This is a genomic window from Aliidiomarina celeris (assembly GCF_003316875.1).
In the GTDB taxonomy this organism is placed as follows: domain Bacteria; phylum Pseudomonadota; class Gammaproteobacteria; order Enterobacterales; family Alteromonadaceae; genus Aliidiomarina; species Aliidiomarina celeris.
On record NZ_QMIL01000001.1, the window covers coordinates 342,658 to 369,597 of the forward strand.

The 26,940-nt window shown below is 47.9% G+C and carries 27 protein-coding genes; 9 read left to right on the forward strand and 18 right to left on the reverse strand.

Features of this window, described 5'->3' with window-relative positions; genetic code table 11:
- Positions 1 to 170: 170 nt before the first annotated feature.
- The 7 genes from tyrR to pspA form a co-directional block, all read right to left on the reverse strand.
- Complete coding sequence (gene tyrR, locus DQW12_RS01620; RefSeq protein ID WP_113905961.1) at positions 171 to 1,757, reverse strand: transcriptional regulator TyrR; 1,587 nt, start codon at positions 1,755 to 1,757, stop codon at positions 171 to 173.
- 130 nt (positions 1,758 to 1,887) lie between these two features.
- The gene (locus DQW12_RS01625; protein ID WP_113905962.1) at positions 1,888 to 2,226 is read right to left on the reverse strand and encodes a 4a-hydroxytetrahydrobiopterin dehydratase; all 339 of its coding nucleotides are present in this window, start codon (positions 2,224 to 2,226) and stop codon (positions 1,888 to 1,890) included.
- 49 nt (positions 2,227 to 2,275) lie between these two features.
- Positions 2,276 to 3,094 carry a phenylalanine 4-monooxygenase gene (gene phhA / locus DQW12_RS01630; RefSeq protein ID WP_269800918.1) on the reverse strand — a complete coding sequence of 273 codons (819 nt, stop codon included), beginning with the start codon at positions 3,092 to 3,094 and terminating at the stop codon, positions 2,276 to 2,278.
- A gap of 147 nt (positions 3,095 to 3,241) precedes the next feature.
- Entirely contained in the window at positions 3,242 to 4,447 is a 1,206-nt protein-coding gene (gene megL / locus DQW12_RS01635; protein WP_113906586.1) for a methionine gamma-lyase, read from the reverse strand.
- Positions 4,448 to 4,593: 146 nt separating this feature from the next.
- Positions 4,594 to 5,019, reverse strand: a complete 426-nt coding sequence (pspC, locus tag DQW12_RS01640) for an envelope stress response membrane protein PspC (protein ID WP_113905964.1) — start codon at positions 5,017 to 5,019, stop codon at positions 4,594 to 4,596.
- Positions 5,020 to 5,029: 10 nt separating this feature from the next.
- Positions 5,030 to 5,260 (reverse strand): envelope stress response membrane protein PspB, encoded by a 231-nt coding sequence (gene pspB / locus DQW12_RS01645; protein ID WP_113906587.1) that lies wholly within the window; start codon positions 5,258 to 5,260, stop codon positions 5,030 to 5,032.
- Positions 5,261 to 5,304: 44 nt separating this feature from the next.
- Complete coding sequence (pspA, locus tag DQW12_RS01650; RefSeq protein ID WP_113906588.1) at positions 5,305 to 5,985, reverse strand: phage shock protein PspA; 681 nt, start codon at positions 5,983 to 5,985, stop codon at positions 5,305 to 5,307.
- A gap of 188 nt (positions 5,986 to 6,173) precedes the next feature.
- On the opposite strand from pspA, the gene pspF reads away from it, so the two are divergent.
- The 7 genes from pspF to putP all read left to right on the forward strand — a co-directional run bounded on the left by pspF (position 6,174) and on the right by putP (position 14,219).
- Positions 6,174 to 7,256 carry a phage shock protein operon transcriptional activator gene (gene pspF, locus DQW12_RS01655; RefSeq protein ID WP_113905965.1) on the forward strand — a complete coding sequence of 361 codons (1,083 nt, stop codon included), beginning with the start codon at positions 6,174 to 6,176 and terminating at the stop codon, positions 7,254 to 7,256.
- The gene (locus DQW12_RS01660) at positions 7,246 to 8,883 is read left to right on the forward strand and encodes an ABC transporter substrate-binding protein (protein WP_113905966.1); all 1,638 of its coding nucleotides are present in this window, start codon (positions 7,246 to 7,248) and stop codon (positions 8,881 to 8,883) included. The genes pspF and DQW12_RS01660 overlap by 11 nt, the downstream gene beginning before the upstream one ends.
- Positions 8,880 to 9,905 carry an ABC transporter permease gene (locus DQW12_RS01665; protein WP_113905967.1) on the forward strand — a complete coding sequence of 342 codons (1,026 nt, stop codon included), beginning with the start codon at positions 8,880 to 8,882 and terminating at the stop codon, positions 9,903 to 9,905. Before DQW12_RS01660 ends, DQW12_RS01665 begins: the two co-directional genes overlap by 4 nt.
- Positions 9,895 to 10,821 (forward strand): ABC transporter permease subunit, encoded by a 927-nt coding sequence (locus DQW12_RS01670; protein ID WP_113905968.1) that lies wholly within the window; start codon positions 9,895 to 9,897, stop codon positions 10,819 to 10,821. The genes DQW12_RS01665 and DQW12_RS01670 overlap by 11 nt, the downstream gene beginning before the upstream one ends.
- Positions 10,821 to 11,816 carry an oligopeptide/dipeptide ABC transporter ATP-binding protein gene (locus tag DQW12_RS01675; protein ID WP_113905969.1) on the forward strand — a complete coding sequence of 332 codons (996 nt, stop codon included), beginning with the start codon at positions 10,821 to 10,823 and terminating at the stop codon, positions 11,814 to 11,816. Before DQW12_RS01670 ends, DQW12_RS01675 begins: the two co-directional genes overlap by 1 nt.
- Entirely contained in the window at positions 11,813 to 12,583 is a 771-nt protein-coding gene (locus tag DQW12_RS01680) for an ATP-binding cassette domain-containing protein (RefSeq protein ID WP_113905970.1), read from the forward strand. Before DQW12_RS01675 ends, DQW12_RS01680 begins: the two co-directional genes overlap by 4 nt.
- A 106-nt stretch (positions 12,584 to 12,689) precedes the next feature.
- On the forward strand, positions 12,690 to 14,219 hold the full coding sequence (gene putP / locus DQW12_RS01685) for a sodium/proline symporter PutP (RefSeq protein ID WP_113905971.1): 1,530 nt from the start codon (positions 12,690 to 12,692) through the stop codon (positions 14,217 to 14,219).
- Positions 14,220 to 14,262: 43 nt separating this feature from the next.
- Here putP and rssA read toward each other — a convergent pair whose 3' ends face one another.
- Positions 14,263 to 15,267, reverse strand: coding sequence for a patatin-like phospholipase RssA (gene rssA, locus DQW12_RS01690; protein ID WP_113905972.1), 1,005 nt, complete (start codon positions 15,265 to 15,267; stop codon positions 14,263 to 14,265).
- A gap of 116 nt (positions 15,268 to 15,383) precedes the next feature.
- Between rssA and DQW12_RS01695 the strand changes: the two genes are divergently transcribed.
- Positions 15,384 to 16,598 (forward strand): EAL and HDOD domain-containing protein, encoded by a 1,215-nt coding sequence (locus DQW12_RS01695; RefSeq protein WP_113905973.1) that lies wholly within the window; start codon positions 15,384 to 15,386, stop codon positions 16,596 to 16,598.
- A gap of 111 nt (positions 16,599 to 16,709) precedes the next feature.
- Here DQW12_RS01695 and recA read toward each other — a convergent pair whose 3' ends face one another.
- Both recA and DQW12_RS01705 read right to left on the reverse strand, forming a co-directional pair.
- Positions 16,710 to 17,756, reverse strand: coding sequence for a recombinase RecA (gene recA / locus DQW12_RS01700; RefSeq protein ID WP_113905974.1), 1,047 nt, complete (start codon positions 17,754 to 17,756; stop codon positions 16,710 to 16,712).
- 138 nt (positions 17,757 to 17,894) lie between these two features.
- The gene (locus tag DQW12_RS01705) at positions 17,895 to 18,380 is read right to left on the reverse strand and encodes a CinA family protein (protein ID WP_113905975.1); all 486 of its coding nucleotides are present in this window, start codon (positions 18,378 to 18,380) and stop codon (positions 17,895 to 17,897) included.
- A gap of 105 nt (positions 18,381 to 18,485) precedes the next feature.
- Here DQW12_RS01705 and mutS point away from each other — a divergent pair, with 105 nt between their 5' ends.
- Positions 18,486 to 21,041, forward strand: a complete 2,556-nt coding sequence (gene mutS, locus DQW12_RS01710; protein WP_113905976.1) for a DNA mismatch repair protein MutS — start codon at positions 18,486 to 18,488, stop codon at positions 21,039 to 21,041.
- Here mutS and rpoS read toward each other — a convergent pair.
- From rpoS to ftsB, 8 genes are all read right to left on the reverse strand, one after another.
- Positions 21,038 to 22,018, reverse strand: a complete 981-nt coding sequence (gene rpoS, locus DQW12_RS01715) for an RNA polymerase sigma factor RpoS (RefSeq protein ID WP_198683874.1) — start codon at positions 22,016 to 22,018, stop codon at positions 21,038 to 21,040. The genes mutS and rpoS overlap by 4 nt on opposite strands.
- A gap of 27 nt (positions 22,019 to 22,045) precedes the next feature.
- Positions 22,046 to 22,921: a peptidoglycan DD-metalloendopeptidase family protein gene (locus DQW12_RS01720; RefSeq protein WP_113906590.1), complete on the reverse strand. Its 876-nt coding sequence runs from the start codon at positions 22,919 to 22,921 to the stop codon at positions 22,046 to 22,048.
- Between the two features lie 73 nt (positions 22,922 to 22,994).
- Entirely contained in the window at positions 22,995 to 23,639 is a 645-nt protein-coding gene (locus DQW12_RS01725) for a protein-L-isoaspartate(D-aspartate) O-methyltransferase (RefSeq protein WP_113905977.1), read from the reverse strand.
- Positions 23,632 to 24,384 carry a 5'/3'-nucleotidase SurE gene (gene surE / locus DQW12_RS01730; protein WP_113905978.1) on the reverse strand — a complete coding sequence of 251 codons (753 nt, stop codon included), beginning with the start codon at positions 24,382 to 24,384 and terminating at the stop codon, positions 23,632 to 23,634. The genes DQW12_RS01725 and surE overlap by 8 nt, the downstream gene beginning before the upstream one ends.
- Positions 24,362 to 25,420, reverse strand: coding sequence for a tRNA pseudouridine(13) synthase TruD (gene truD, locus DQW12_RS01735; RefSeq protein ID WP_113905979.1), 1,059 nt, complete (start codon positions 25,418 to 25,420; stop codon positions 24,362 to 24,364). Before truD ends, surE begins: the two co-directional genes overlap by 23 nt.
- The gene (ispF, locus tag DQW12_RS01740; RefSeq protein ID WP_232819858.1) at positions 25,413 to 25,898 is read right to left on the reverse strand and encodes a 2-C-methyl-D-erythritol 2,4-cyclodiphosphate synthase; all 486 of its coding nucleotides are present in this window, start codon (positions 25,896 to 25,898) and stop codon (positions 25,413 to 25,415) included. The genes truD and ispF overlap by 8 nt, the downstream gene beginning before the upstream one ends.
- 13 nt (positions 25,899 to 25,911) lie before the next feature.
- Positions 25,912 to 26,610, reverse strand: a complete 699-nt coding sequence (gene ispD / locus DQW12_RS01745) for a 2-C-methyl-D-erythritol 4-phosphate cytidylyltransferase (protein ID WP_232819859.1) — start codon at positions 26,608 to 26,610, stop codon at positions 25,912 to 25,914.
- A complete protein-coding gene (gene ftsB, locus DQW12_RS01750; protein WP_113905980.1) occupies positions 26,607 to 26,894 on the reverse strand; it encodes a cell division protein FtsB in 288 nt (95 codons plus the stop codon). The genes ispD and ftsB overlap by 4 nt, the downstream gene beginning before the upstream one ends.
- Between the last annotated feature and the right edge of the window lie 46 nt (positions 26,895 to 26,940).

A 26,940-nucleotide genomic window follows, 5' to 3' on the forward strand; every position in this document is an offset into this window, starting at 1 on the left:
TTATTTAAGCTGTGCCATAAAAAGCATACCCCTTGTTTTAGCCTGTACTTACCCTATTGGGCTAGGTTTTATAGAGCGATAGTTCTGCGCGCAAAAAAAACGCGAATGTACAGATAACGATACATTCGCGTTTTAGTCATGTTTCAGCGCACAACTATGTAAACAATAGTTTACTCGGGCGTTTCTGGCGTTACGTTTACTTTACGCTTGCTGGTGCGGCGCTGTTTTCCAATTCCATACTCACGCAACTTATTAGCGATAGCCGTATGGCTTAAACCTAACTTTTTCGCCAACTGACGAGTGCTCGGATAACTGGGGTACAGCCGCCTTAACAATGAGCTTTCAAAGCGTTTTACCGCTGTTTCCAAACTCTCTTCGTCTAAATCAATCGCTAACGGGTCGAAAACTGGCGACATTTCCGGCAACTGAATGTGCTCTGGGTTTAGCGTATCACCTTCGAGCATCGACAGCGCTCGAAACAGAGTATTCTCGAGTTGCCGAACGTTACCCGGCCAAGCGTAGTTATTTAAATAGTCCAAACACGGTTTTGAAACGCTAACGAGCGGCCGTTGTAATTTTGCACAGAACTTGTGAACAAAATAGTCCGTTAATAGTGGCACGTCGCCCTTGCGCTCACGCAGTGGCGGTAAATGCAAATTCAATACGTTCAAGCGGTAATATAAATCCTCACGGAAGGTTCCCTGTTCAACCTTATCGAGTAGTTCACCACGCACTAAACAAATTAAGCGTACATCAACGGCAATCATTTGCTCTTCGCCAATACGGCGAAATTTTCCGTCTTCTAAAAAACGTAATAGTTTTGCTTGCAGTTCTTGCGACATGTCACCGACAGAGTCAAGTAGCACGCAGCCACCTTGCGCCTGCTCAAAAATACCTTTCTTGCCTTGTGGGTGGTGGGTATAAATACCGGCACCGTAACCAAACAGCTCACTTTCCGCCACGTTGTCGGGTAGCGCACCGCAGTTCACTGCTAACAGAGGCTTGCTCGCCCGCGCACTGGCTTCGTGGCAGGCACGGGCAATCAATTCTTTACCTACGCCGGTTTCACCTTCTAATAACAAAGGTGCGTCGAGCTGCGCCATACGGCTGGCGTCACGTAGCACTCGTTTTACCCCCGAATATTGGGTAAGCACGCGATCAAACGGCGACTGCTCCGACTTTCGTTGTGCGGTAGGAGGTAACGGCTCCGTTTGGCAATGAATAACGCAACCCGCAAACGCCGGCTCTCCGTCTGCGTCGTTTACCCACACGGGTAAAATATGGGCTTTATACCATTTACCACCGAACTGCAGCGGCTCAAAAACCGCCTCCTTCGGTTGCTTCTCAAACCAACGCAGCGGAAACCCCTGCAACTGTTCCACTACAAATTGTCCACGCAAGGCGTCTTTGCTTTGTTGTATTAATGCGGAGGCCGCGGCATTGGCAATATCAATACGCCCCTTGTCGTCCACGCTAATAACTGCATTGGGCAAGGTACTGAGTAAAAGATTGAACTCAAAATGCTCGCGTTCAAAGGGTAAATACGGAACCGTTTTTACGTCTTCCACGTTCGGAATGCGCCGAATTTTCGGCATCAATAACTGAAATTCACTAAACTCTAAAGAAGGAAAGCTCAGAAATATTTTGCCGACTGGGTCAACTTCAATACCACGCAAATCAATTTCATATTCGCGCAATAGGGTTAAAACCTCTTGGCAAATTCCTAAACGGTCGCTACAGGTTATTTCCAAACGCATGGTGAAACACTCCAAGGCTATGTACAGAAAATTATACAGTGTTTCCAATGAGGCTGCAGCATACAAAAAACCGCACGGCGTAAGCACGTGCGGTTCTGTCGCAAAATTCTGCGGTTAACGCTAAATAGAATTAATCCAGCAGACCGTCTGTTTTGGCCGCCATAATAAAATCGTTACGGTGCAAGCCACCAATGGCGTGCGTCCACCACGTAATCGTTACCTTACCCCACTCCAAAAGAATAGACGGATGATGAAACTCGTCTTCCGCAAGTTGCGCTACCTTATTACTGAACGCCCACGCTTGCTTAAAGTTCTTAAATTTATAAACGCGTTCTAGTTGTAAAACGCCGTCGCGCGATTCCGGTACCCAATCTGGAATTTCTTTCATTAAATCGCGCAGTTCTTCGTCGGTTACTTGCGGCGCACCCGCTTGGCATGCTTCGCAGGTTTGATGCTTTAAGTCACTCATTATTTCTCGTCCTGTTTTTATGGTTTTGCAAATATGTGTTACTGACTGCCTAAGCCGCGTCTTTCGACTTCGGTGGGAATTTAGGCTCAAATAATCCTAGTTCCATAGCTTCATGAACAAGGGCCATCATGTCCATGTCGGAGATTTCGAATAATTGCTCTACGTTTTTTAAGGTGTAATAAATAGGCTGCATAATGTCTATCCGATACGGCGTGCGCAAAGCGTCGAGCGGATTCAAGCGCACGCGTTCGGGTTTGTCGCTTTCCAAAGCATATTTCGTTTCGCCAGGCGACGACAAAATACCGCCACCATAAATGCGCAAGCCCTGCTCGGTTTCTAATAAGCCAAACTCAACGGTAAACCAATACAAACGCGCCAAGTACACGCGTTCTTTCGGTGTTGCCGCATAGCCAAGACGACCATACTGATGGGTGAAATGGGCAAATGCAGGATTCGTTAACAGCGGACAGTGGCCAAATATCTCATGGAAAATATCAGGCTCTTGTAAGTAGTCGAACTCCTCGCGAGTACGAATAAAGGTAGCGACCGGAAATTCTTTATTGGCGAGTAAACGGAAAAATTCGTCGAAGGGAATTAAAGCCGGCACCCGAGCCACCTGCCAGCCCGTTGTCTCTCCCAAAATCTTGTTAATTTCTGGCAACTGAGGAATCCGATCCGTCGGCAAATTTAGTAACGCTAAGCCTGCCATATATTCGTCACATGCTTTGCCTGGAATAAGTTTAAGTTGACGCTCAACAAGGTCATGCCAAACCTCATTTTCCTCGTCAGTCCACGCTATAATCCCGTCTTCATTTGGCGCTTTGGAAACATAATTGCTTTGTTTCTTCGACATTCTGCGCTCCTTTATCTTTTCTTGTGTTGTTGCACTAATTCGATTTTATTGTACGGTAAAGCTTAATAGAACAGCCCTGCTCACTGCTACCTCATCACTCTAATGGCCATTATCTTTTGTAAACAATAGTGAACAAGCTGCTGTTTTTGCTAAACCTTCCCGCTAATTTAGAACGCCAAACGCCTGCTCAAGATCAGCAATAATATCGTCAATATGTTCGAGGCCGACCGACAAGCGCACTAAGCCTTCACCAATACCGGCTTGCGCACGCGCTTCCGGTGATAAGGGAGAATGGGTCATCGAGGCTGGATGTTGAATCAGCGTTTCCGCGTCACCCAAGCTTACCGCCAAGCGAATCATCTGCAGCTGATTCAAAATCTTTACTGCATCTTGATAGCCGCCCTTCATGTCAAAAGCAATGACCGCACCACTGTCTTTCATTTGTTTGTCTGGACCAATTAAGGTTTGTCCGAGCGTGGTGTCGAACCCTGGAAAATAAACCCGCTCAACTGCTTTATGCGCCTGTAGCCAATTCGCTACCACTTTCGCGTTTTCACAATGGCGCTCCATACGTAGCGCTAAGGTTTTTAACCCACGTAAAATAAGCCACGCGTCGTGCGGCGACATCGTTGCACCCATGTCTTTCAGCGTTGTTAGCTTAATTAATTCAATATCCTCGGCCGAGCCGGTCACAATTCCCGCAACCACGTCGCCATGACCATTTAAGTATTTTGTGGCGCTATGCACCACCAGGTGACACCCATATTCTCCTGGGCGTTGCAGTAAAGGGGTCATAAAGGTGTTGTCGACAATGAATTTCAGCCCATGCTGAGCACAAAACTTACCGACTGGGGCTAAGTCAATCAGCTTTAAATGCGGGTTTGCTGGCGTTTCTAAGAACACCATTTTTGTGTTCGCTTGAAGTGCGTTTTCGAGCGCCTGTGGCGCGGCCATATCAATAAAGGTAACTTGAATACCAAAACGGGTGAACAAATGAGAAAAAAGCGCATGGCTGCAACCATAAATACAATCTGAGGCAATCACATGATCGCCGGCCGCAAGAAATGCCATGGTTGTTGCAGCCACAGCACCCATCCCTGTTGCCGAGGCGGCGGCGTCTTCCATTCCTTCTAACGCCGCAACACGTTGTTCAAGCTGACGTACGGTTGGGTTACCAAGGCGCGAGTAAATATAACCGGGAAGTTCGCCGGCAAAGCGCCCGCCACCAATTTCCGCTGACGGAAAGACAAAGGTTGACGTTTGATACATAGGCGCTACTAAAGCGCCTTGCGGGTCATTAACCGGCTCTCCGCCATGAATACTTAACGTGGCTGCATGCCATGCCGAATTCGAATGCTTGCTGCTCATCATTTATCCTAATTCTATTTATTTTATGGACACTACGACAGCAGGCACTTTACGTTCGCCTTGAACACGGAACAATACTCACTACAGCTCAGACCAGTGCGATGGATGTAACGTTTTATTGCCAAAGAAAAGCCGGCTGGAACAGGTCACAGCCGGTTAATTTCATTTTTAATACGGAACTCGGCAGAGGTTACATAACGCTCCATGGCGCGTAATGTACCTTCCATTGAGGAAAACTCATCGTGTAAGTCGACTAAAGCCATTTTCGGTGGTTTACCCGACTCCCATACTTTGGTTTTTATCTCAATGGTACGGCCGTCTCGGGTGCGCTCAACTTTGGTTTCCTCGCGAATATTGCCGCCAATAGTCGAGCCTTTCGGCTTTTTTTCAATCACCACCCAGGCCACAATGTATGCTACCGCAGTTAACTTCGTTGCAAAAATTAATGCGGTTACCGCAATAATGCGCACAACCCATAGTTCCCAGCCGAAATACTGAGCAAGCCCGGCGCATACACCTGCTATCTTGCCCTGTTTTTCGTCGCGAAACATTTCACGTTTACGTTCGCTCATGAATCACTCCTTAGTCCATTCGGCGCCAGTTTGGATGTTCAGCATCCAAAATGTGCTCAAGAGTACGAATGCGGTCGCGCATTTGTTCGGCTTTGTCGGCCAGTGCGCGAAACTGCTCTTTGTCTTCCACACTTAAACCTTCGCTAATTTTATTTTTGCTGCGGTAGTGTAAAAATAACCAAATAGGTGCCACAAAAATCAAGAACACAAGAATTGGTGCTGCGATCATGGGCGCTATCATAAAACTTGCATCTTCCACTCGTTATCCCCCTTCAAGGGCGACGCTTATTTTTTTGCGTCGCCTTTCTCTTTTGCTTGTACTCGTGCTTTTAACGCAGCCAATTCGTCGTCTACTTTGGTTTCATTTTCAAGTGCACGAAACTCATCGGCTAAACTGCGTTTGCCTAAATCGTACGCGTCAACTTGCGACTCTAAATCGTCAATTTTTGCTTCGTATCGATCAAACTTTTGCAACGCGTCGTCTATTTTAGAACTGTCGAGTGAGCGTTTTACGTTTAATCGCGAGCTCACCGCGCGTTCACGCATAAGAATAGACTTTTGACGAGCTTTTGCATCGGTCAACTTTTCTTGAAGTTGTCCAATTTCACTCGACAACCGTTCAATGTGGTCATCAACACGCTCAATTTCACGGTTCAAGCTGTCAATTGCGTCTTGAATTTTAGCTTTTTCAATCAGTGCAGAGCGCGCTAAATCGTCGCGATCTTTACTCAAAGCTAATTCAGCACGGTTTTCCCACTCCGCCACTTCGTTCTCTAAGCGCGTCAGTTGGCGTGTAATTTCTTTCTTTTCTGCTAAGGTTTTGGCAGAAACCGAACGAACTTCCACTAAGGTGTCTTCCATTTCCTGAATAATCAGGCGTACCATTTTTTGTGGATCTTCAGCTTTATCGAGCAACGAATTCAAGTTGGCATTTACGATATCTGAAAAGCGTGAAAAAATACCCATAATATTTACCTCTGTTGTGGTTTTCACTGATGTAACGCTTAGAGCTATACAAGATGAATGCCAAATTTCAAAAATGTTGTAAGCGTCTGTTTTTATAATTATTTTAAAAGAACACAAAAAACAATGCCATTTTCGCGATAAACAAATACACTAACTATTAGCGAATTTAACTAACACTGAGTAATCTCATGAACCGCTTTCGTGATAATGAAAACCTAATTGGTGAGTCGAATAGCTTTTTAGAAATGCTTGAGCACGTTTCACAAGCAGCACCAATGGACAAACCCGTGCTGATTATCGGCGAGCGCGGAACCGGCAAAGAGCTTATTGCACAACGCCTCCACTTTTTATCGAAACGTTGGGAACAACCTTACCTTAAGCTCAATTGCGCTGCGTTGAACGACAACTTACTGGAAAGTGAGCTCTTCGGTCACGAAGCTGGTGCTTTTACCGGAGCCAGCAAACGCCACGAAGGCCGCTTTGAGCGCGCCCACAATGGCACTTTGTTTCTCGACGAACTGGCCAATACCTCGGGCTTAGTGCAAGAAAAACTCTTGCGGGTCATTGAATACGGTGAATTTGAACGTGTGGGTGGCAGCAAAACTATTCGTACCGACGTTCGACTTATCGCCGCCACCAATGAAGACCTGCCAAGCCTCGCTGACCAAAATAAATTTCGGGCCGACCTATTAGACCGCCTCGCATTTGATGTAATTACCCTGCCACCGCTGCGGGAACGGCCAGAAGACATTATGGTTTTAGCCGAGCATTTTGCTATTCAAATGGCACGCGAATTAAAGTTAAATTGCTTCTCAGGGTTTACCGCTAAAGCCAAACAAAGCCTGCAAAGCTATCACTGGCCCGGTAACATTCGCGAACTCAAGAATGTGGTAGAACGCTCAGTTTACCGCCTTAATAACGACCAAATTCCGGTGCACGACATTGTACTCGACCCATTTTCGAGCCCATGGCGACCGCAGCAAACCATGAAAACCAATAGTGTGAATTCGCAGCCGGCCCAGCCTGTCGCTCAGCACGTCAGTTCCTCCAACGAACAACAACCTACCCCTTCTGCACTGCCGGATTTAAAAGACGGTATTGACTTTAAACAAGTTAGCCAAGACTTTGAAATTGAAATTCTGCAAAACGCGTTAGCAGAATGCCAATTTAACCAGAAGAAAACCGCGGAACTGTTAAGCCTTACCTATCATCAGCTTCGTGGCTATTTGAAGAAATATGATCTGTTAGACGGAGCCGCTCGTGAAGCCTAACTGGGTTAACGCGATAACGTTAAGCATTACCGCCCTTTTTGTGGCGGCTTGTTCGCCAGCGCTGCCGCCAGAACATAACGGTGTGCTTTATTGCGCGGAAGGCAACCCAGAGTCGTTTAATCCGCAATTGGTAACCTCAGGCACAACGCTTGATATGACATCTGCGCAACTGTTCGACCGTTTGCTCGAATACAATAACGACACCCAAGACTTCGAGCCTGCGCTTGCGACCGCGTGGGAAGTTTCCAACAATGGCCTTGTATATGAATTTGAGTTGCGCCAAAACGTAAGTTTTCACAGCACCGATTACTTCACCCCCTCCCGTAGTTTCAACGCCAACGACGTTGTATTTAGCTTTAACCGTTGGCTGCAACCTAACCACCCCTTTCACTTGGTTTCTGGTGGCAACTACCCGTTTTTCAGCGCCACACGCTTAGACCGACTTATACTTTCTGTTGAAGCTCTTAATAGCCACCGTATTCGCATTACGCTGAGGGAGCCAGACAGCTCGTTGCTCTCTATTTTAGCTTCGAACTTTAGCGTAATGCACTCGCAGGAATATGCACAACAAATGCTTGAGGCCGGCACGCCTGAACACGTGGACCAATTTCCAGTAGGAACAGGGCCTTTCTATTTTCGTCATTTCCGCAAAGACGTAGCCGTTAATTACAGCGCCCACGAACATTATTGGAAAACGCGCGCCGCCACCGACAACATTGTGTTTCGTATTACCACCAATGATCACAAGCGCATGCTCATGCTACTCACCGGTGACTGCGACATAAGCCCCTATCCGCCGGCGCGTGACGTAGAATGGCTTGACCAACGCCGTGATATTCAACTGCAACGATCGTTAAGCCCAAACACGGCATTTTGGGCGTTTAACACTGAGCGTGTTCCTTTTAACGACGCGCGAGTGCGTCAAGCGTTAGCGCACGCCATAAACCGAGAAAGCCTGATACGAACCGTGTACCACGAGCATGCGGTTATCGCGAACTCCATTTTGCCCGACAGTAGTTGGGCGCACAGAGCTTATCCGAGCGCTTATGCCTATGACCCACAGCGGGCTCGCGAACTGTTAGCAGAAGCTGGCTACGAAAACGGTTTTAGCATGACCATTTGGGCCCTTCCGGTTCAACGCGCATACAACCCCAATGCACGTGTTATGGCAGAGCAAATGCAGTCTTACCTTGCGCAAGTAGGCGTAACGGCACAAATAATTTCCTACGAATGGAGTACCTTTCGGCGTGATCTTGCCGCGGGTCAACACGACTCCGTGCTCATTGGCTGGTCAGCTGACCACGCAGATCCCGATAACTTCTTTCGCCCGTTACTCACCTGCGCCGCAAAAGCCTCGGGAAATAATCGCGCGCAATGGTGCAATTCAGACTTTGATGAGGCGGTTACTGCCGCTATACGGAGTAATAACCAGCGAGAGCGACGCGCTCACTACTATCTTGCGCAACAAATTTTATCCGAACATGTTCCTATTGTTCCTCTCGCGCACTCCATTCGCTTTCAAGCCGCGGCTGCCGACATTCGCGGTCTGAAGCCTCCCACGTTTGGTGGTATTCGCTTACAGTCGGTCTATAAAGAACCGCAAAACAAACAGGAGCGCATGCCATGAACCGCGTTTTTGCCCGGCAATTAAGCTTGCTCCTTATTACTCTGTTCTTACTTTCTGTTTTTACCTTTTCATTAAGTTACTGGTTTCCCGGTAACCCCGTAACCAACAGTAGCGGTGTCAGTACTGAGCATCCACTCTTCACTGAAATAGCCGAGGCTCGCGGCTTTCAAAGCCATATTGGTCATCAGTATATTGCTTACTTGCAGCATCTCTTTCAAGGCGACTGGGGCTTGTCACTGCAAGACAACACCCCTATCTGGCAAGAGTTTAAACTTCGCTTTCCGGCAACATTAGAGCTTGCCATTTTAGCCATGGCATTCGCCCTGCTGTTCGGTCCGCCGCTTGGCTTCATTGCCGCTATCTACCATCGTAGGTTTGCCGACCATGTTATTACTTCATTTAGCTTATCCGGTTACTCCATTCCCGTTTTTTGGCTCGCACAGCTGAGTATTCTCGTGTTTGCGCTAGTCCTCGGCTGGGTACCAATAGCAGGCCAAATTAATCCGCTCTTCGACATTGTTCCCGTTACCGGTTCCATATTTATAGATATTTTCCTCAGCGACAGCCCCTATCGTGCTGCCGCGCTACTCAACGCCCTGCAACACATGCTACTGCCCATGCTGGTGCTCGCAAGCACACCTTTGGTTTTACTCACTCGGCTCACTCGCAGTGCCGCTATCGACGTGCTCAAACAAAAGTATGTAAAAGGCGCCTATGCACGAGGCTTGTCGCGTAGCGAAGTATTCTTCCGCCATGTCATGCCGAACGCTATGCAACCTGTTTTAAGGCAAATGGGCAGCGCATTTAACTTACTCATCACCAACGTGCTTATTATTGAGCTTATTTTCTCTTGGCCCGGTATTGGCAGCTGGTTAGTTCGCAGTATTTTCGAGCGCGACTACCCCGTTATTCAGGGCGGGCTCTTTATTCTTGCAACTCTGATTTTGTTCGCAAATATTATGATGAATCTTGTGCACGCTTGGCGTTACCCACAAGTAAGGCAAGAATTTTATGCTTCCTAAACGACTGAATTTAAAACGAACGCGCGCCTCCGAGCTGTATTACGAAGAACGCAATCCTTCACCTCTTGAGCTGGTTTGGTTAAATTTCCGAGCAAACCCGCTGGCTATGGCCGGTTTCTATTTTCTTGGATTCCTTGGCTTTATTTCGCTTTTTGCCCCTTGGGTCGCTCCCTTTGGTGCAAATGAACAATTTACCGAAGCGCTCTCATTGCCTCCAGCATGGTCCGACGACGGCGATTTACGGTTTTTACTCGGTACCGATATGCTCGGCCGCGACATGCTTTCGCGGCTGCTTCACGGTGCGCAACTTACCTTTGGTGTGCCGCTGCTGGTGGTACTGATAAGTGCCGTTATTGGTATTGGCTTGGGTGTTGCCGCCGCTGTTAGCGTCGGCGTAAAAAGTTCGTCGTTAAAGCATTTCCTCGACGTTCTATTTAGTATTCCATCATTACTCTTGGCACTTATTATTGTTGCTATTATTGGACCCGGATTGCTTAATGCGGTCATTGCTATAGGCTTAGTCATGATCCCTCAGTTTCTTCACATTACTCGAAATGCAGTCGTCGATGAGCTCCCGAAAGACTATGTTGTGGCCAGTAAGTTAAACGGAGTAAGCACCCTTTACCTCTTGAGCGCTGTTATTTTTCCCAATATTGTCAGCGTGTTAGTGGTTAGCTTTACCCTAGCCTTGTCAGCCGCCATTTTAGATATTGCCGCGCTGGGTTTCCTTGGCTTGGGCGCCCAAGCTCCAGCACCGGAATGGGGCGCCATGCTGGCGCAAAGCCTAGAAGTTTCTTATAACTCGCCATGGGTTATGGCGCTTCCCGGTCTTGCCCTGTTTCTCACTTTAATGAGTGTAAATATTGTCGGCGAGGCCTTACGCTCAGCCCTTCAGCAACAAAGGGAGACCACCTAATGTTGCTCGATATTCGGAATTTAAATATTTTCGCACCTACGCCTCAAGGAGAGGTGCAAGTGCTTGATCGGGTCAACTTTCGTATGGAAGCTGGCGAAATACATACCTTAGTGGGTGAGTCGGGTTCCGGGAAAAGCTTGATCGCTCGCGCTATTATGGGTTTTGTAAATCCCAACTGGCGCGTTCAAGCCGATCGTTTATGGTTTCAAGGCACCGATCTACTTACCCTAACACCGCGACAACGAAAAGAAATTATTGGTATCGATATTGCCATGATATTTCAAGATCCGTTGCGCTACCTCGACCCGAATACCACTGTGTTCGAGCAATTAAACGAAGCGATTTTAAACCGCGACATCAATGCTTCATATTGGCAGCGAAAGCAGGCTCGACGCGACTATGCACGAAAATTACTATTGAAAATGGGGATCAAGAATTATCAAGAAGTGCTCGCGTCGTATCCGTTTGAATTATCCGACGGCGTTGCCCAAAAGGTTATGATCGCCACGGCTATCGCACATCGCCCTCACTTGTTAATTGCTGACGAGCCCACAACGGCGATGGAGCCGATTACCCGCCGGCAAATCTATCGGTTGCTGGCACAATTACATGCCCGTTATCAAATGTCGATTTTACTGATCACTCAAGACTTAAGCACACTAATGCCAGAAACCCACCGCATATCAACTATTTACTGCGGCCAAATGATGGAAAGTGGTCCCTTGGCGGATGTGCTCAAAAGGCCTTTCCACCCCTATACCGACGCCCTGAGTTATACTTCGTTGTTACAAACTGAACGACTGAATCCGCGCGATCGGCTAACAACGCTGCCAGGTTTAGAGCCCACCCTACAGCACATGCCAAGAGGCTGTCGGTTAGGCCCTCGCTGCCCTAACGCCCAGCGTAAATGTGTAATTCGGCCAGACCTTAGCGCGGCAAGCAAACGCGAGTATTTTTGCCATTATCCGATCAACAGCGAGGAGTCCGAGTCATGAAGCCTCTTCTGTCTGTGCAAGGGCTAAGTAAGGTGTTCCAGCATCGGCTTGGTTGGTTTCGAAGTACTCCTCAATTTGCTCTACGCAACGTATCTTTTGATCTAAAAGCAGGCCAAAGCCTCGCCGTAATGGGAACCAATGGCTCTGGAAAATCAACGCTGGCCGCAATACTGGCGGGATCAACCCGAGCTACCGAAGGCACTATTGAATTTCAAGGCAACGCACTGTCTTGCATGAGTCTTCAACAGCGGGCGCAACATATTCGAATGATTTTTCAAGATTCCGAAGGCTCATTAAACGCTCATCTTACTATTGGACAGCAACTCGAAGAGCCACTGCTGTTTAATACCAAGTTATCAGCAGAACAACGAAGTGAGCAAATTAAGCGAACATTACTAAAAGTCGGGTTGCTCGACGAGCATCGCGTTTTTTATCCCTACATGATGTCGAATGGCCAGCGTCAGCGTGTTTGCATTGCCCGCGCTATTATTCTAAATCCGAGTATTTTGGTAGCCGACGAGGCCTTAGCAACGCTCGACACCTCGGTGCGGGCGCAGATATTAAATCTACTGCTCGACCTTCAAGACGAACTAAAAGTAAGTTACATCTTTATTACTCATAGCCCTGAAATCGCGCGCCACATGGCAGATCACGTGCTATTGTTACGCAATGGCGAATGCGAGGAATACGGCGAAGTTCAACAGCTTTTAACGTCGCCAAAATCCGATTACACCCAACAAATGATGACGGCAACCCATTCGAGCTAACTTGAGTAAGCGTAAACAATTTGTTAGCGTGTTGCGCCAATAGTATCGAATAACTTTTAGTGTCAATTAACTTTCTTTTCACGCGTTACACAACAGGAGCCTTATTTTGGAAACTGGAACGCTTATTTCACTTGTTATCTATTTTGTCGCCATGCTTGGCATTGGCGTTTATGGCTATTTCAAATCAACCAGCGACCTTGGCGACTACATGCTCGGCGGTCGCCGCCTTGGTCCGGGCGTAACCGCCCTTTCCGCCGGCGCGTCTGACATGAGTGGTTGGATGCTCATGGGTTTGCCCGGAGCTTTTTATGTAGCAGGCTTTTCCGAGGTATGGATTGCGGTAGGTCTTACGATTGGTGCTTATGTGAACTATCGCGTAGTAGCGCCACGTTTACGCACCTATACCTTTATTGCGCAAGACTCGATTACCATTCCCGACTTCTTTGAAAATCGTTTTCGTGATCAATCTCGCATACTCCGGTTAGTGTCTGCAGTGGTGATCATTATCTTCTTCACCCTTTACACCTCTTCTGGTTTAGTGGCTGGCGGCACCTTGTTCGAAAACGCATTTGGCTTGAACTATCATCATGGGTTAGTGCTCACCGCTGCAGTAGTCGTCGCCTATACTCTCATTGGCGGTTTTCTTGCCGTGAGTATGACCGACTTTGTTCAAGGCTGTATTATGTTCGTAGCCTTAATTATGGTTCCTGTTGCTGGCTATTTGGTTCTTTCTGGCGACACTTCATTAAGCGCCGAGGTTACCCAGCTCGCTCCTGGAATGCTTGACCCATTCCACAACTTCTCCCTCATCGCCACAATCTCTCTGTTAGCCTGGGGGCTTGGTTATTTCGGCCAGCCGCACATTATCGTGCGTTTTATGGCGATTCGCTCAGTTAACGACTTTAAGAAAGCACGCCGTATTGGCATGACCTGGATGATTGTAGCCATTATTGGAGCGATGCTTACCGGCATAATTGGTGCTCAATACGTGCAAGCCCATGGCGCAGGTCTTACCGGAAACGCCTATATGGATGCCGACGGCACCTTAGCAAACTCTGAAACGATATTTATCGTGCTCTCTCAAATTCTGTTCCATCCGCTGGTGGGTGGCTTTTTGCTGGCTGCAATTTTAGCGGCCATTATGAGCACAATTTCGTCACAACTCTTGGTAACCTCAAGTGCACTCACGCAAGACTTCTACAAAAGCTTCTTACAAAAAGATGCCAGTGACAAAACTCAGGTTATGGTTGGCCGCATCTCTGTGTTACTCGTAGCCATTGTTGCCATTATTCTTTCTTGGGTACCTCGCGACACCATCTTAGGTTTAGTGGGTAACGCTTGGGCAGGATTTGGCGCGGCCTTTGGACCGCTCATTATTCTGAGCCTGTACTGGAAAGGAATGAACCGTTGGGGCGCGCTTGCCGGAATGCTCGTCGGTGCACTTACCGTACTGTTCTGGATCTATATTCCTATTGGTGGCCAAACGTTAAGTACCTACATTTATGAAATGGTACCGGGCGTTATTCTGGCAACGGTGGCAATTATTTTGGTGAGCCGAGCTACCGAAGCACCCAGCGATACTGTTACTGCGGAATTTGATCAAATGACTGCAGAAATGGAAAAAGCCGATATTTAATATCGGCTCTTTTCGCTTTCATTTTTACTTTTTACTTGTGCTCTCAGCGCTTCGCATTCGGTTTTGGCATAACCGTTCTGCGGGCGTTGAGATACTGCAATTCAGCGTCAATAATAGGCCGCAACCGCATTGCGGTTTCGTAGCCAATTTTTATTGCTTTTGCTCCCTGTTCAAACTCCAATAGTCCAATATCACCCAGCTTGGGTTGCAGTAATACGTCCGGTGGATCACCCGCCATTCGTGCTTTGGTAATACGCTCTTGCATAATGTCGATAGAGCCCGCCATCACCCCAAACATACCCGGAGACGTAGGCTCCTTGCTTAATTTGTCTTTTAACTGCTCTACATAACTTTGACTGCGTGACAAGAACTTATGAAATACATTTTTTTGCTCGTGTTGCTTAGCCACTTCTGTGCGTGCAGCTTTGTCTTCTTCCGTTGTTTGCTCCGTAGCGGGAGACTGATCAACCGCAGGCATATCGTCGTCGCTCACATGCAGCTGAGAATTCAGATGAACGGCAATAACAAAGTCCGCCCCAAGCGCACGCGCTAGCGAAACTGGCACAGGGTTCACAAGCGCACCGTCCACCAACCATCTGCCGTCTAACGCCTTCGGTGACAACAGCCCAGGCATGGCACACGAGGCTCTCGCCACCTCAAAAATATCACCTTCACGTAACCAAACCTCGCGCCCGGTATACAGATCGGTCGCGACCGCACCAAATTGTTTATTTAGCGCGTCGACATTGAGCGCGCCAAATTTCTCTCGGGCGACATTAAAGACTTTATCACCAGCAACAACCCCGCCATTGTTAAAACCAAAGTCGAGTAAATTGAATACTTTCCAGCGGTCCATATTGCGTACCCACTGTTCTATATCGTCGATCTTGCCCGCTGCATAGGCACCACCAACAAGGGAGCCAATCGAAGTTCCGGTCACAATATCGGGCTTAATTCCCATTTCTTCGAGCGCACGAATAACCCCAATATGAGCCCAACCACGAGCAGCACCAGAGCCCAAGGCGAGGCCAATTCTAATTTTACTCATTTCCACCCTCTTAAATTGCACTTCACACACATTAAGAATATCATCAACTGGTTATATATAAATTTAAAATTATGCCGCGAAAGCGTGTTGCGGTGTCGTAGGGCCAAAGGTTTTTCATGTTTTTTTATATTGCTCGGCAGCCTATACTCGATCGCAAAAAATCGCTTTATGCGTATGAGCTTCTTTTTAGAAACGGCACCGACAATGCCTTTCCAGACATTTCGGCAGAAGCCGCAACAGCAAGTTTGATAGAAAATAGTCAATTTCAAACCAATATCAACGAAATTACCAACAGCAACCTCGCCTTTATCAACTTTTCCGAAATAGCACTGTTACAAGAGCTCCCGACACTGCTTCCGCCCAAAGAAATTGTTGTTGAAATACTCGAATCGGTGCAGCCCACCGAAGCCGTATTTACTGCACTGCGATCATTAAAGAAAAAAGGCTATCGGCTCGCACTTGACGACTTTAATTTCGACCCCAAATGGTTCAGCGTTCTTAATCTCATTGATATTGTGAAAGTTGATTTAACCATAGCCAATGACACCCAAGTAAATCACCTACGCTCACTCACAAAGCAATACAACTTCGAATTACTCGCAGAAAAAGTGGAAACCGAGGCGCAATTTTCAAAGTTTTTCGCCTTGGGTTTTCAGTACTTCCAAGGCTATTTCTTTGCCCGGCCTGAACTGCTGCAACGAAAATCTTTTGCACCCAATATGTTGGTGTATACCCAGTTACTGCAAGCCTGTGCACAAACCGAAATAGACTTCACCACCATTTCCAACGTGTTTGCCCAAGACGTTGGGCTAACGTATAAACTCTTGCGCTATGTAAACTCTACCGCCTTTGGTTACGGCCGAAATATTGAAACATTAAAACAAGCCATAGTATTTTTAGGCGAGGTGGAACTCAAGAAATTTGCATCGCTCATTGCAACAGCCCAACTCGCCAACAGTAAACCAACAGAGCTCGTGAAACTGTCTATGATTCGCGCTCGCCTTTGCGAACTTATTGCTGAACATGCAGAAATCGAAATTAACAGCGAACGTGCTTTTCTAACCGGTATGTTTTCCGTACTCGACGCGATTCTCGACGAAGACTTTAACGTTATTCTTTCACGCATAGAGGTGAATGAAGAAATTCAAGACGCGTTAATATTGAAGAAAGGCAAGCTCGCCTATTGTTTAAGTTTGATTCAAAACTACGAGCAAGCAAACTGGCAGCGGGTCAGCTGGTTAGCGGAAAGACTACAAATAGACTCCGGCCTTATGCCCGAACTCTACACTCAGGCGCTGCAATGGTCGGAAAGCCTCAGCAAGTCGGAATAAATATCACCAGAACAATAAAAAACGGCGGTCACTTATTTAAGTAACCGCCGTTCATTAAATTATTTATCTCTATAAAACAATCCTCTAACTATTCTATAAAGCAACTAAGCCTTAATCCACCGATTCGTCTGGAAGTGCTGGGGTTTCCAGATCTTCGGGTGCAATAGTCGGTTTTAGTAAGAGCATATCGCGCAACTTCTTCTCAATATCTTGAGAAATTGCAGGGTTCTCTTTCAAGAACTTCATAGAGTTTGCTTTACCTTGACCAATTTTATCACCCTGGTAGCTATACCAAGCACCAGCTTTATCTACTAGTTTGTGTTTTACGCCGAGATCAATTAGCTCACCCTCTTTTGAAATTCCAGCGCCATACATAATCTGGAATAGTGCCTCTTTGAAAGGAGGAGCAACTTTATTCTTTACAACTTTCACGCGGGTTTCATTACCCACCACCTCGTCGCCTTCTTTAATTGAACCAATACGGCGAATGTCGAGACGAACTGACGCATAGAACTTGAGTGCATTACCGCCTGTTGTAGTTTCTGGGCTACCAAACATAACCCCAATCTTCATGCGAATTTGGTTAATGAAAATACACATGGTGTTGGACTTTTTAATGTTAGCGGTCAGTTTACGTAGCGCTTGCGACATTAGCCGCGCTTGCAAGCCAACATGGCTGTCGCCCATTTCACCTTCAATTTCTGCTTTCGGTGTCAGTGCAGCTACCGAGTCGACGATAATCACGTCTACCGCACCAGAACGTACTAACATGTCGCAGATTTCTAGTGCTTGTTCACCGGTGTCGGGTTGTGACACCAATAATTCGTCTACATTTACACCTAATTTTTGTGCATACACAGGATCAAGAGCGTGTTCCGCGTCTACGAATGCGCAGGTTTTACCATTTCGCTGTGCTTCTGCGATAACTTGCAATGTTAATGTTGTTTTACCACTCGACTCTGGTCCATAAATTTCAATCACTCGGCCACACGGCAAACCACCAATACCCAGCGCTATATCCAAACTTAACGAGCCTGTAGAAATAGCTTCAATATCAAGGGCGCGGTTGTCACCTAAGCGCATAATTGCGCCTTTACCAAATTGACGCTCAATTTGCCCAAGTGCTGCCGTTAATGCTTTTTGTTTATTCTCATTCATGGAAGTGTGCTCCAGTTCAGTGGCTTTCAATGACACTTAGTATACTGGTGATTCATACAGTATCAAGTTAGTTCCGCAATTTCTTACAACATTAATTGTAACTTGTTGTTATTAAATAATTTAGAAGCGTGAAAAAACTTACAGTTGAATAAACCCTGCAAGTTTAACCAGTGCATAACTGGCCGAATCTGCCCTAATTTTCTCTCTATTGCCGTTAAATATTTTGGTTTCACTCCAAACATTTTCGCCAATAGCCCAAGCAAAACAAACTGTGCCTACCGGCTTGTCTGCGGTACCCCCGTCGGGCCCCGCAATGCCAGTGATACTTAAGGTAACCTCACACGCTAATGTTTGCTGCGCACCCTTGGCCATTTCAACTGCGCACGCTTCAGACACGGCGCCATAGGCGTCTAGCGTTGCTTTTTGAACCCCGAGCAAGTTTCGTTTCAACGCATTGCTATAGCTCACAATGCCACCTTCAAACCAGCGTGAACTGCCAGGCAAGCTAGTACAGGTAACCGCCACACCGCCTCCGGTACAGGATTCTGCAGTGCCGAAACGCCATTTTCGGTACAACAATTGCTCGGCTATTTGGCAAACCCGAATGCGATCAGCTGTTGACATAAAACCTCCGGAAAAATATTCGGAAAATCACGTTGTTCGCTTGGCATTTGGCCCTGAAAACGCGATCATACCCAGTAACATGGTTTTCAAATATAACGCGACCTCATGAATAAAGACACTACTGCACATACGCCAATGATGCAGCAATACTTGGCGCTTAAAGCCGAGCACCCGGACATTTTGCTGTTTTATCGCATGGGCGACTTTTACGAATTATTTTACCAAGACGCCAAGCGCGCCGCGGAGTTGCTCGATATTTCGCTGACTCACCGCGGTCAGTCGGCAGGAACGCCCATTCCGATGGCAGGGGTTCCTTATCATGCCGTTGAAGGCTATCTCGCACGTTTAATTCGATTAGGTGAATCGGTAGCCATTTGCGAACAAGTAGGCGACCCAGCCACCAGCAAAGGTCCAGTCGAGCGCAAAGTGGTACGGGTACTCACGCCGGGAACAGTAAGCGACGAAGCCTTACTCGACGCTCATCAACAGAATCTCTTGTTGGCGATCGCACCATTCAAAAACGGTTTTTCGTGCGCCAGTTTTGAGTTGTCGTCGGGCGATTTCCGCGTTCTCGACATTCGCAATGAACACCAATTACAAAGCGAATTAGAACGCCTACAACCCGCGGAAATTTTATATCCAGAACAGTGGCAGCTGCCCGCTTATTTGGCCAAACATAAAGGATGCCGGCGCAGACCTGAATGGGAGTTTGAGCACGACAGCGCTTACACGGCCTTATGCCGCCAGTTTCAAACCCAAGACTTACTGGGTTTCGGTTTAGCGAGCAATACCCTTAACCTCGGCGCCGCGGGCTGTATTTTGCAGTATGTAAAAGACACACAGCGCACCGCACTTCCGCACTTGCGGCGTATTTTGAAAGAAAATAGAGAGCACCATCTTCACCTCGACCGCGCCACGCGACGAAACCTTGAACTAACGCAAAATCTGCGTGGTGGTGACGACTTTACCCTTGCCGCGGTACTCGATCACACCGCAACCGCCATGGGAAGCCGCCTTTTACGACGTTGGTTACACGCACCATTGCGCAGCCACGCCGAAATTAACGCGCGGCTTGATTGTGTCGAGCATTTACTGCAGGTACAAGCATTTCATGACCTGCAAACGCCACTGAAACAAGTGGGCGACCTAGAGCGCGTACTTGGCCGAGTGGCCTTACAAAGTGCCCGACCACGGGACTTAGCGCGTTTACGAGAAGCACTTAGCGTTTTACCAACACTCTATCAGTGCTTAACCGATTGTGATTATCCTCACCCACTCACCCAGTCGGACACTCTAACTGAGCTGCATCAATATTTAACCGAAGCTATTGTTGAAAATCCGCCCGTTGTATTGCGCGACGGGGGTGTAATTGCGCCCGGTTTTCATGCTGAACTCGACCAACTGCGGGCGCTCAGCGACGGGGGTACCCAGGAGCTTGAGGCATTAGAAGCACGGGAGCGAGAGCGCACCGGGATTGCGCAGTTGAAAATAGGTTTTAATCGCGTGCACGGTTACTACATTGAAGTAAGCCGCAGCCAATCCGATGCTGTGCCGCAAGAATACCAACGTCGGCAAACTTTAAAGAATGCCGAACGCTATATTATTCCGGAGTTAAAAGTCTTCGAAGACAAAGTGCTAAAAAGCCAAAGCCAAGCACTGGCGTTGGAAAAAAACCTTTATCAAGAGTTACTCACCGCTTTACTCGAGCCACTCGAGTTACTGCAAACGGTAGCATTAGAACTTGCAGAGCTCGACGTTTTAAGTTGCTTTGCCGAGCGCGCCGAAACGCTGCAGTACCAGCGGCCAGAATTTAGCGAACAAAACGAGCTTTGCATTGAACAGGGCCGCCACCCCGTGGTGGAGGTTGCGCAAAGCGAGCCTTTTATTGCCAACAACGTTACCTTTAATGCAGAACAGCGGCTTCACATTATAACCGGGCCAAATATGGGCGGAAAATCTACGTTCATGCGTCAAGTGGCACTCATTACCCTACTCGCTCATATCGGCAGCTTTGTACCCGCGCAACGCTGCACCGTAGGAGCCATCGACCGCATACTTACCCGCATTGGCGCGTCTGACGATCTCGCGTCGGGTCGCTCAACTTTTATGGTTGAAATGTCAGAAACCGCTTCTATTTTGCACCAAGCTACAGCACATAGTTTAGTGCTGATGGATGAAATTGGTCGTGGTACCTCAACCTACGACGGCTTGTCGCTGGCGTGGGCCACCGCCCACGAGCTGGCTCGGCTGCAATGCTTAACTCTGTTTGCTACCCATTATTTTGAGCTTACAGAGTTAGCCGCGCAACTGCAGGGAACGCATAATTTACATCTCGACGCCATAGAGCAAGGCGATGTAATCGCCTTTCAGCATCATGTAAAATCTGGCGCTGCCAGTAAAAGTTTTGGTGTTCAGGTTGCTAAGCTGGCGGGCGTACCCGCACATGTGGTGGCGTCTGCGCAGAAAAAACTCAAACAACTCGAACAAAGCCAGCACCACGGTAAGCAGCAGAGTTTGTTTCAGTCTGAACCCGAGCCTTTGATGCCGGAGCCGACCGATCCACGCCTTGCTCTGCTCGACCAAGCCGACCCCGACCAATTATCGCCTAAAGCTGCGTTGGAGTTACTCTATCAACTCAAACAATCGAAGCCGAGCAACTAGTCGACAGCGAAAATGGACTCTAAGCTTAAGCCTTGCTGGCGAAGAAGTTCTTTAAGTTTGCGCAGTGCTTCTACTTGAATTTGCCTTACCCGTTCGCGGGTGAGGCCTATTTCTTTGCCTACATCTTCAAGTGTTGACGGCTCATAGCCTAATAATCCAAAACGCCGGGCAAGCACTTCTTTTTGTTTGTCGTTGAGTACATCGAGCCATTCCAGAATACGTTCGTGCATGTCGTTGTCTTGGGTAATACTTTCTGGCCCACCCGCTTTTTCGTCGGGAATAATATCGAGTAAGCCTTTATCTCCGTCACCGGGCAAAGGTGTATCTACCGAGGAAATGCGTTCGTTCAAACGCATCATTTTGTTCACGTCGTCCACCGAGCAATCCAAGCTTGTCGCAATATCTTCGGCAGTAGGCTCATGATCGAGCTTATGGGCAAGCTCACGCGCGGCGCGTAAGTAAATATTGAGTTCCTTCACGACATGAATGGGAAGTCGAATGGTACGGGTTTGATTCATGATCGCCCGTTCAATGGTTTGCCGAATCCACCAGGTTGCGTAGGTTGAAAAGCGAAAACCACGTTCGGGATCAAACTTTTCTACAGCTCTGATCAGCCCTAAATTACCTTCTTCAATTAAATCGAGTAAAGCTAAACCACGGTTGTTGTAACGGCGCGCAATTTTTACCACTAACCGTAAGTTACTTTCTATCATGCGCTGCCGAGATTTTTCGTCTCCTTTTAAAGCTTTACGCGAATAAAAAACTTCTTCTTCGGCGGTAAGTAAGGGAGAAAAGCCGATTTCGCTTAGGTACATTTGCGTTGCATCGAGCTTTCGTTTGTATTTGGTTGAATTCGCTAAGGCGTCTTCGAGTTCAAGATCAACTTCATCACGCTCATGAGCTTCGTCCACTACATCGTCGCTGACCGAATCAACCATGTCGTCACTGCTGTCGTGTATATTCCGTTGGTTCCCCATTGTTCTCTCCTTGCCTGCGCTGGGCGCTTATCTTGAACGGGGTAGGTAATTCTCCGGATTAACGGAGTTCCCTCTAAACCTCAATTCAAAACGCAGCCGAACGTCATTTCGACCACTGCTACCCATTGTTGCTATTTGTTGTCCTGCTTCAACCCATTGTTGCTCCACCACCATAAGTTCTTCGTTATGGCCGTAGGCAGTAATATAGTCATCGTTATGTTTCAAAATGATGAGACGACCATAACCGCGTAGTGCGGTACCCACATAAACAACCTTACCCGCTTCTGCAGCAACTACGGGTTCCCCGCGTTGCCCAGCTATTTCTAAGCCTCTATTCATGGGCTCTTGAGTTGAAAAGCGCCGTGTTATTTGCCCTCGGTTTGGCCATTGCCAATTCAAGTCTGCATTTGCAATGGTTCGTTCTCGCGGGTTCGTAATCGCTCTAATCGGCTGAATTTCATTAGTTTTTGCGTTGTTTACATTTTCACCATACGCTGTCTGAGGCGAACTGACAACAGGTGGACTTATATCATTTGCAACTGAAACCTCAGGTACGTTATTCCTAACTTGACTAGTAGTCGGTTCGGTGGCTTGCGCAGGCGGTTGATTCTGCGGAGTTGCTGTATGTTGTTGTTGAGCAACCGAGGTCGACTCAGCGCTAAGTTGTAAAATTTGCCCCGGAAAAATTACATAAGGTTCTTGTAAGTTATTTAGTTGAGCGACTTGTCGAATATCCATATTCGCCCGAAACGCAATGGAATAAAGAGTGTCGCCGCGGCGAACTTCGTAACTTTCTGCCGACCATGATCCTTGTTGGTAATCATGAAAGGTAGGGCCACGATGAACGTTGGTAACGGGCGCGGGTTGATGAGGAGCACAAGCAGAAAGAAAAACAATACTCATACAGAGTACACCCACAAGAGTTCTGTTTATTTCTAAACGCTTCGCCAACTTTATTGCTCCTTGAAGTGCTGCATCAGGCCAACTCACCTTTCACTAATGGAACAAAGCGCACTTCGCCACTTTTTTGTTCGCGATAGTCGTCGCCAAAGCGTTCAATCACTCTAAGTTCCTGCTGCCTATCGCCCACAGGAATGACCAAACGGCCACCGTCTGGGTTCAATTGTGCCAATAACGCCTCTGGAACCTGTACGGCTGCCGCGGTCACCAAAATACCATCAAAAGGTGCTTTACTGCGCCACCCTTCCCAACCGTCGCCATGGCGCATTTGAATATTATGCAGTTCGAGTTGTTTCATCCGCCGCTTGGCTTGGTATTGCAAAGCACTAATGCGTTCAACCGAAAACACCTGCTCGATAAGTTGTGCCAATACTGCGGTTTGATATCCCGAACCCGTACCAATTTCGAGTACTTTTTGCATGGGTCGCTCGGCTTGGCGCAATATGGCTGTCATTTTCGCCACAATAAAAGGTTGGGAAATGGTTTGCCCATTGCCAATCGGCAATGCTGTGTTTTCGTAAGCTTTGTGCACCAACGACTCTGGCATAAACGCGTGGCGCGGCGTTCTTGCCATAATATCCAGCACTGTTGTGTCTGCTATTCCTAATTGCGCTAACTGCGCAACCAGTTTGCGTGCTTGACCTTGAAAGTTTTTAAGCATTTTCGGTTAACCATGTTTCTACGTGTTGCCAGTCTTGGTGAGCAGTCATGTCTACGGTAAGCGGCGTTATCGACACATACCCGTCGCGCACGGCCGCAAAGTCTGTGCCCGGGCCGTCGTCACGTTGGTCGCCTACCGGACCATACCAAAATATTTCGTGCCCGCGCGGATCACTCGCTCGAATCATGCCACCGGCTCGGTGCCTACGGCCAAGCCGGGTCATACGCATACCTTTCAGTTGCTCGTAATCACAGTAAGGCACGTTCACATTCAAAATAAAGTCGGAGCTTAACGGTGCTTGTTTTAATTTTTCAACCAAATCAGCGACCACGCGCGCTGCTGTTTCATACCAGTCGTGGCCATGTTCAGCCATCGACACTGCAATAGCAGGAAACCCCATATGGCGGCCCTCGGTGGCTGCTGCAACAGTGCCCGAGTAAATAACATCGTCGCCCATATTCGGGGCATCATTTATTCCGGAAATAACGAGATCAGGCGCCAAACTCAGCGGCGAATTGGTGCCAATGTGAACACAGTCGGTCGGTGTGCCATTGACACTGAAAAATCCATTTTCAAGCTGTTCAACTCGCAGCGGGTTATGTAATGTTAAGGAATTACTGGCGCCACTGCAGTTCCGGTCAGGCGCAATCACCGTTACCTCGGCTTTGGGCTCTAACGCCTTGTACAACGCCGCTAAACCTGGCGCACGAACACCATCGTCGTTACTCAATAAAATGCGCACCAGAGCTCTCCTTTAATTGAACCAATTCGCGTAGCACCGACGTAGCAAATGCGCCGGCTTCCAAACGAAAGTGCAAACGCAAATGTTCGCCTTCCCAGTTCCATTCAAAATCTACCGGTCGTAACATCAGCGTGCGCCGATGTTGTTCAACACCCGCACGGATTAAGCCGTCAAGCCACGCTTGATATGGTTCCAACACCGATGCCTCAAACCGTTCCGCCTCTGAAGCTTTCTCACTGCGCTCTATTTCATCGCGCGCTTTCTTTTTTCTACCCGGTAGGGGTGCCGTTATTGCAATATCACCTTCGGCTAAACGGGCGCGTACAGTATCATCAATGGTGTCGGCGAGAAAAAAGGAATGGCTCCCCTGCAATTGCATCGCGTCACCGGCTACCGGCTCTAAACCAAACGCAGCTAAACGCGCGTCTACAATCTGATTAAATAACCAAGACCGCGCCGCCGACAACAATAAACTTCTCAGATTACGGTCTTTTACCCGCCGGCCAGCAAACATCGCCTTTGCCTTATCAATATTTCGCCCTTCATGACCAAATCGTTGAGGCCCAAAGTAATTAGGTACCCCTTGCGCAATGAGGCTTAAGCGCTGGTTCACTAAATCAGGTTCGGTCACCGAGCGGAGCAATATCGAAAACTCATTCGCTTGGTGAGTTCCTCGGCGCAATTTTCGACCACTTCTCACCTGTTTTAGAATTAGTGCACCCGGCTCTTCAAAGTGACTCCAATTCACCTCAGTTTTGGCGGGTAACTCCACCGAAAACCATTGTTGCGTAACGGCATGGCGGTCTTTCAAACCAGAAAAACTTACTTCGCGAGGCTGCACATTGGCAAAATCGGCGAGCTTTCTCGCTAGAAACTCCGTATTCATGCCGGTTTTTTGAATATAGAGCCAATGATGCTGCCCTGCTGCATTTGGCTCCGGCTCGAAACCAAGAATTTCATTCACGATAAAGTCTTCGGGTTCTGCCTTGAACACAGCTTCTGCAAGTGGCTTTCCGTACAAATACTTAAGCTCAGTCATGCTCTGCCACTAACAAAACAGCCGCCATCGCTGCTATGCCCTCTTTACGGCCCGTAAAACCTAATCCTTCTGTGGTGGTAGCTTTAATATTTACACGGCTTTGCGGCAGCTTTAATACCTCTGCAACTCGCATTTTTATTTGTTCTCTGTGTGGATTTATTTTCGGCCGTTCACAAATAACCGTTAAATCAATATTACTAATGCTGTACCCGAGCGCTCGCACGCGGTCCATAACCGCTGTCAGTAACGTGCTACTATCGGCACCTTTAAACTGCGGATCATTATCGGGAAACCACAAGCCAATGTCGCCTTCGCCAATGGCGCCCAAAAGAGCATCCGTTAATGCATGTAACAAAACATCGCCGTCGGAGTGAGCAACAAGGCCCTGCTCGTACGGAATATCAATACCCCCAATGCGTACTGGCCCTTCGCCACCAAATTTATGTACGTCGTAGCCTTGACCAATTCGAATATTCAATGCTTAACCTCTTTTAATTTTTCCCGATTTCGTTCGCCAAGAGCGCAGACACCATAATGAGGTCGTCTTGACTGGTAATCTTTCGTAATTTGGCTTCGCCTTCAACCAACGCCGGTCGGTGCCCAGCCCATTCCATCGCAGACGACTCGTCGGTAATCTCTATACCTGCTTTGAGTGCGCCGGTAAGTGCGCTGTATAGCCGCTCGACCTGGAAAACCTGAGGCGTGAACGCATGCCACAGCGCCCGTCGATCAATCGTTTGTTCTACCGAACCTGCGTGCGCCATTTTCATCGTATCCCACGCGGGCATAGCCACTATCGCACCCTGTTCTGGTTGTTCTGCTGCGCGCACAAGCAAAGCCTTGAGTACGGTAAGAGAGAGCCCGGGTCGGGCGGCATCATGTACTGCAACCATAGTATTTGCTGGCCACTCGTTCCGAGCTTGGCTCAAAGCACTAAGAACAGACTCGGCTCGAGTAGTGCCGCCTTGAACACGGCGTACGCGTGGGTGTTGCGCTATGGGTAAAGAAGCAAAGTAAGGATCTTGCGCTTGCACGGCCACATAAACACATTCCACGAGATTGCCGTTTAACAACGCCTCTACACTATGCTCAAGAATAGTTCGCTCCCCCAACTGCAAATATTGCTTGGGTCGGTCAGACTGCATCCGCTGACCAATACCTGCCGCAGGTACAATGGCTATCACAGTCACTGTGGATTATTGTCCTTATCGATCAAGCGAAAAAAAGTCTCTTCTGGTTTTACCATACCCAGTTCATTACGCGCGCGCTCTTCAATGGCTTCATGTGCCTCGCGCAAGTCTTCAATGTCGGCATAGAGTAATTCGTTTCGTTGTTTTAGTGCATTGTTCGACTCGGCCTGGCGCTCCACATCTGCTTGTAATTGGCGCAAGTCGCCGGCGCCGTACTGACCGAACCATATTCGGTACTGCAGTAGCGCTACAATTGCGAGCATAACTAAGGTAAGTACGCGCATGAGGATTCGTTTCCAATCCGTTCGTTAGCAACAAAGAGTAAACATT

Bases quoted from the DNA above. Each gene is read 5' to 3' on its own strand.
- DQW12_RS01695 (WP_113905973.1), top strand. From the start codon at position 15,384: ATGTTTTTTTATATTGCTCGGCAGCCTATACTCGATCGCAAAAAATCG.
- pspA (WP_113906588.1), bottom strand. From the start codon at position 5,985: ATGGGTATTTTTTCACGCTTTTCAGATATCGTAAATGCCAACTTGAAT.
- pspB (WP_113906587.1), bottom strand. From the start codon at position 5,260: ATGATAGCGCCCATGATCGCAGCACCAATTCTTGTGTTCTTGATTTTT.
- DQW12_RS01705 (WP_113905975.1), bottom strand. From the start codon at position 18,380: ATGTCAACAGCTGATCGCATTCGGGTTTGCCAAATAGCCGAGCAATTG.
- DQW12_RS01670 (WP_113905968.1), top strand. From the start codon at position 9,895: ATGCTTCCTAAACGACTGAATTTAAAACGAACGCGCGCCTCCGAGCTG.
- DQW12_RS01665 (WP_113905967.1), top strand. From the start codon at position 8,880: ATGAACCGCGTTTTTGCCCGGCAATTAAGCTTGCTCCTTATTACTCTG.
- mutS (WP_113905976.1), top strand. From the start codon at position 18,486: ATGAATAAAGACACTACTGCACATACGCCAATGATGCAGCAATACTTG.
- DQW12_RS01720 (WP_113906590.1), bottom strand. From the start codon at position 22,921: ATGAGTATTGTTTTTCTTTCTGCTTGTGCTCCTCATCAACCCGCGCCC.
- DQW12_RS01675 (WP_113905969.1), top strand. From the start codon at position 10,821: ATGTTGCTCGATATTCGGAATTTAAATATTTTCGCACCTACGCCTCAA.
- DQW12_RS01680 (WP_113905970.1), top strand. From the start codon at position 11,813: ATGAAGCCTCTTCTGTCTGTGCAAGGGCTAAGTAAGGTGTTCCAGCAT.
- recA (WP_113905974.1), bottom strand. From the start codon at position 17,756: ATGAATGAGAATAAACAAAAAGCATTAACGGCAGCACTTGGGCAAATT.
- ftsB (WP_113905980.1), bottom strand. From the start codon at position 26,894: ATGCGCGTACTTACCTTAGTTATGCTCGCAATTGTAGCGCTACTGCAG.
- pspF (WP_113905965.1), top strand. From the start codon at position 6,174: ATGAACCGCTTTCGTGATAATGAAAACCTAATTGGTGAGTCGAATAGC.
- DQW12_RS01625 (WP_113905962.1), bottom strand. From the start codon at position 2,226: ATGAGTGACTTAAAGCATCAAACCTGCGAAGCATGCCAAGCGGGTGCG.
- truD (WP_113905979.1), bottom strand. From the start codon at position 25,420: ATGACTGAGCTTAAGTATTTGTACGGAAAGCCACTTGCAGAAGCTGTG.
- pspC (WP_113905964.1), bottom strand. From the start codon at position 5,019: ATGAGCGAACGTAAACGTGAAATGTTTCGCGACGAAAAACAGGGCAAG.
- megL (WP_113906586.1), bottom strand. From the start codon at position 4,447: ATGAGCAGCAAGCATTCGAATTCGGCATGGCATGCAGCCACGTTAAGT.
- tyrR (WP_113905961.1), bottom strand. From the start codon at position 1,757: ATGCGTTTGGAAATAACCTGTAGCGACCGTTTAGGAATTTGCCAAGAG.
- rssA (WP_113905972.1), bottom strand. From the start codon at position 15,267: ATGAGTAAAATTAGAATTGGCCTCGCCTTGGGCTCTGGTGCTGCTCGT.
- rpoS (WP_198683874.1), bottom strand. From the start codon at position 22,018: ATGGGGAACCAACGGAATATACACGACAGCAGTGACGACATGGTTGAT.
- DQW12_RS01725 (WP_113905977.1), bottom strand. From the start codon at position 23,639: ATGCTTAAAAACTTTCAAGGTCAAGCACGCAAACTGGTTGCGCAGTTA.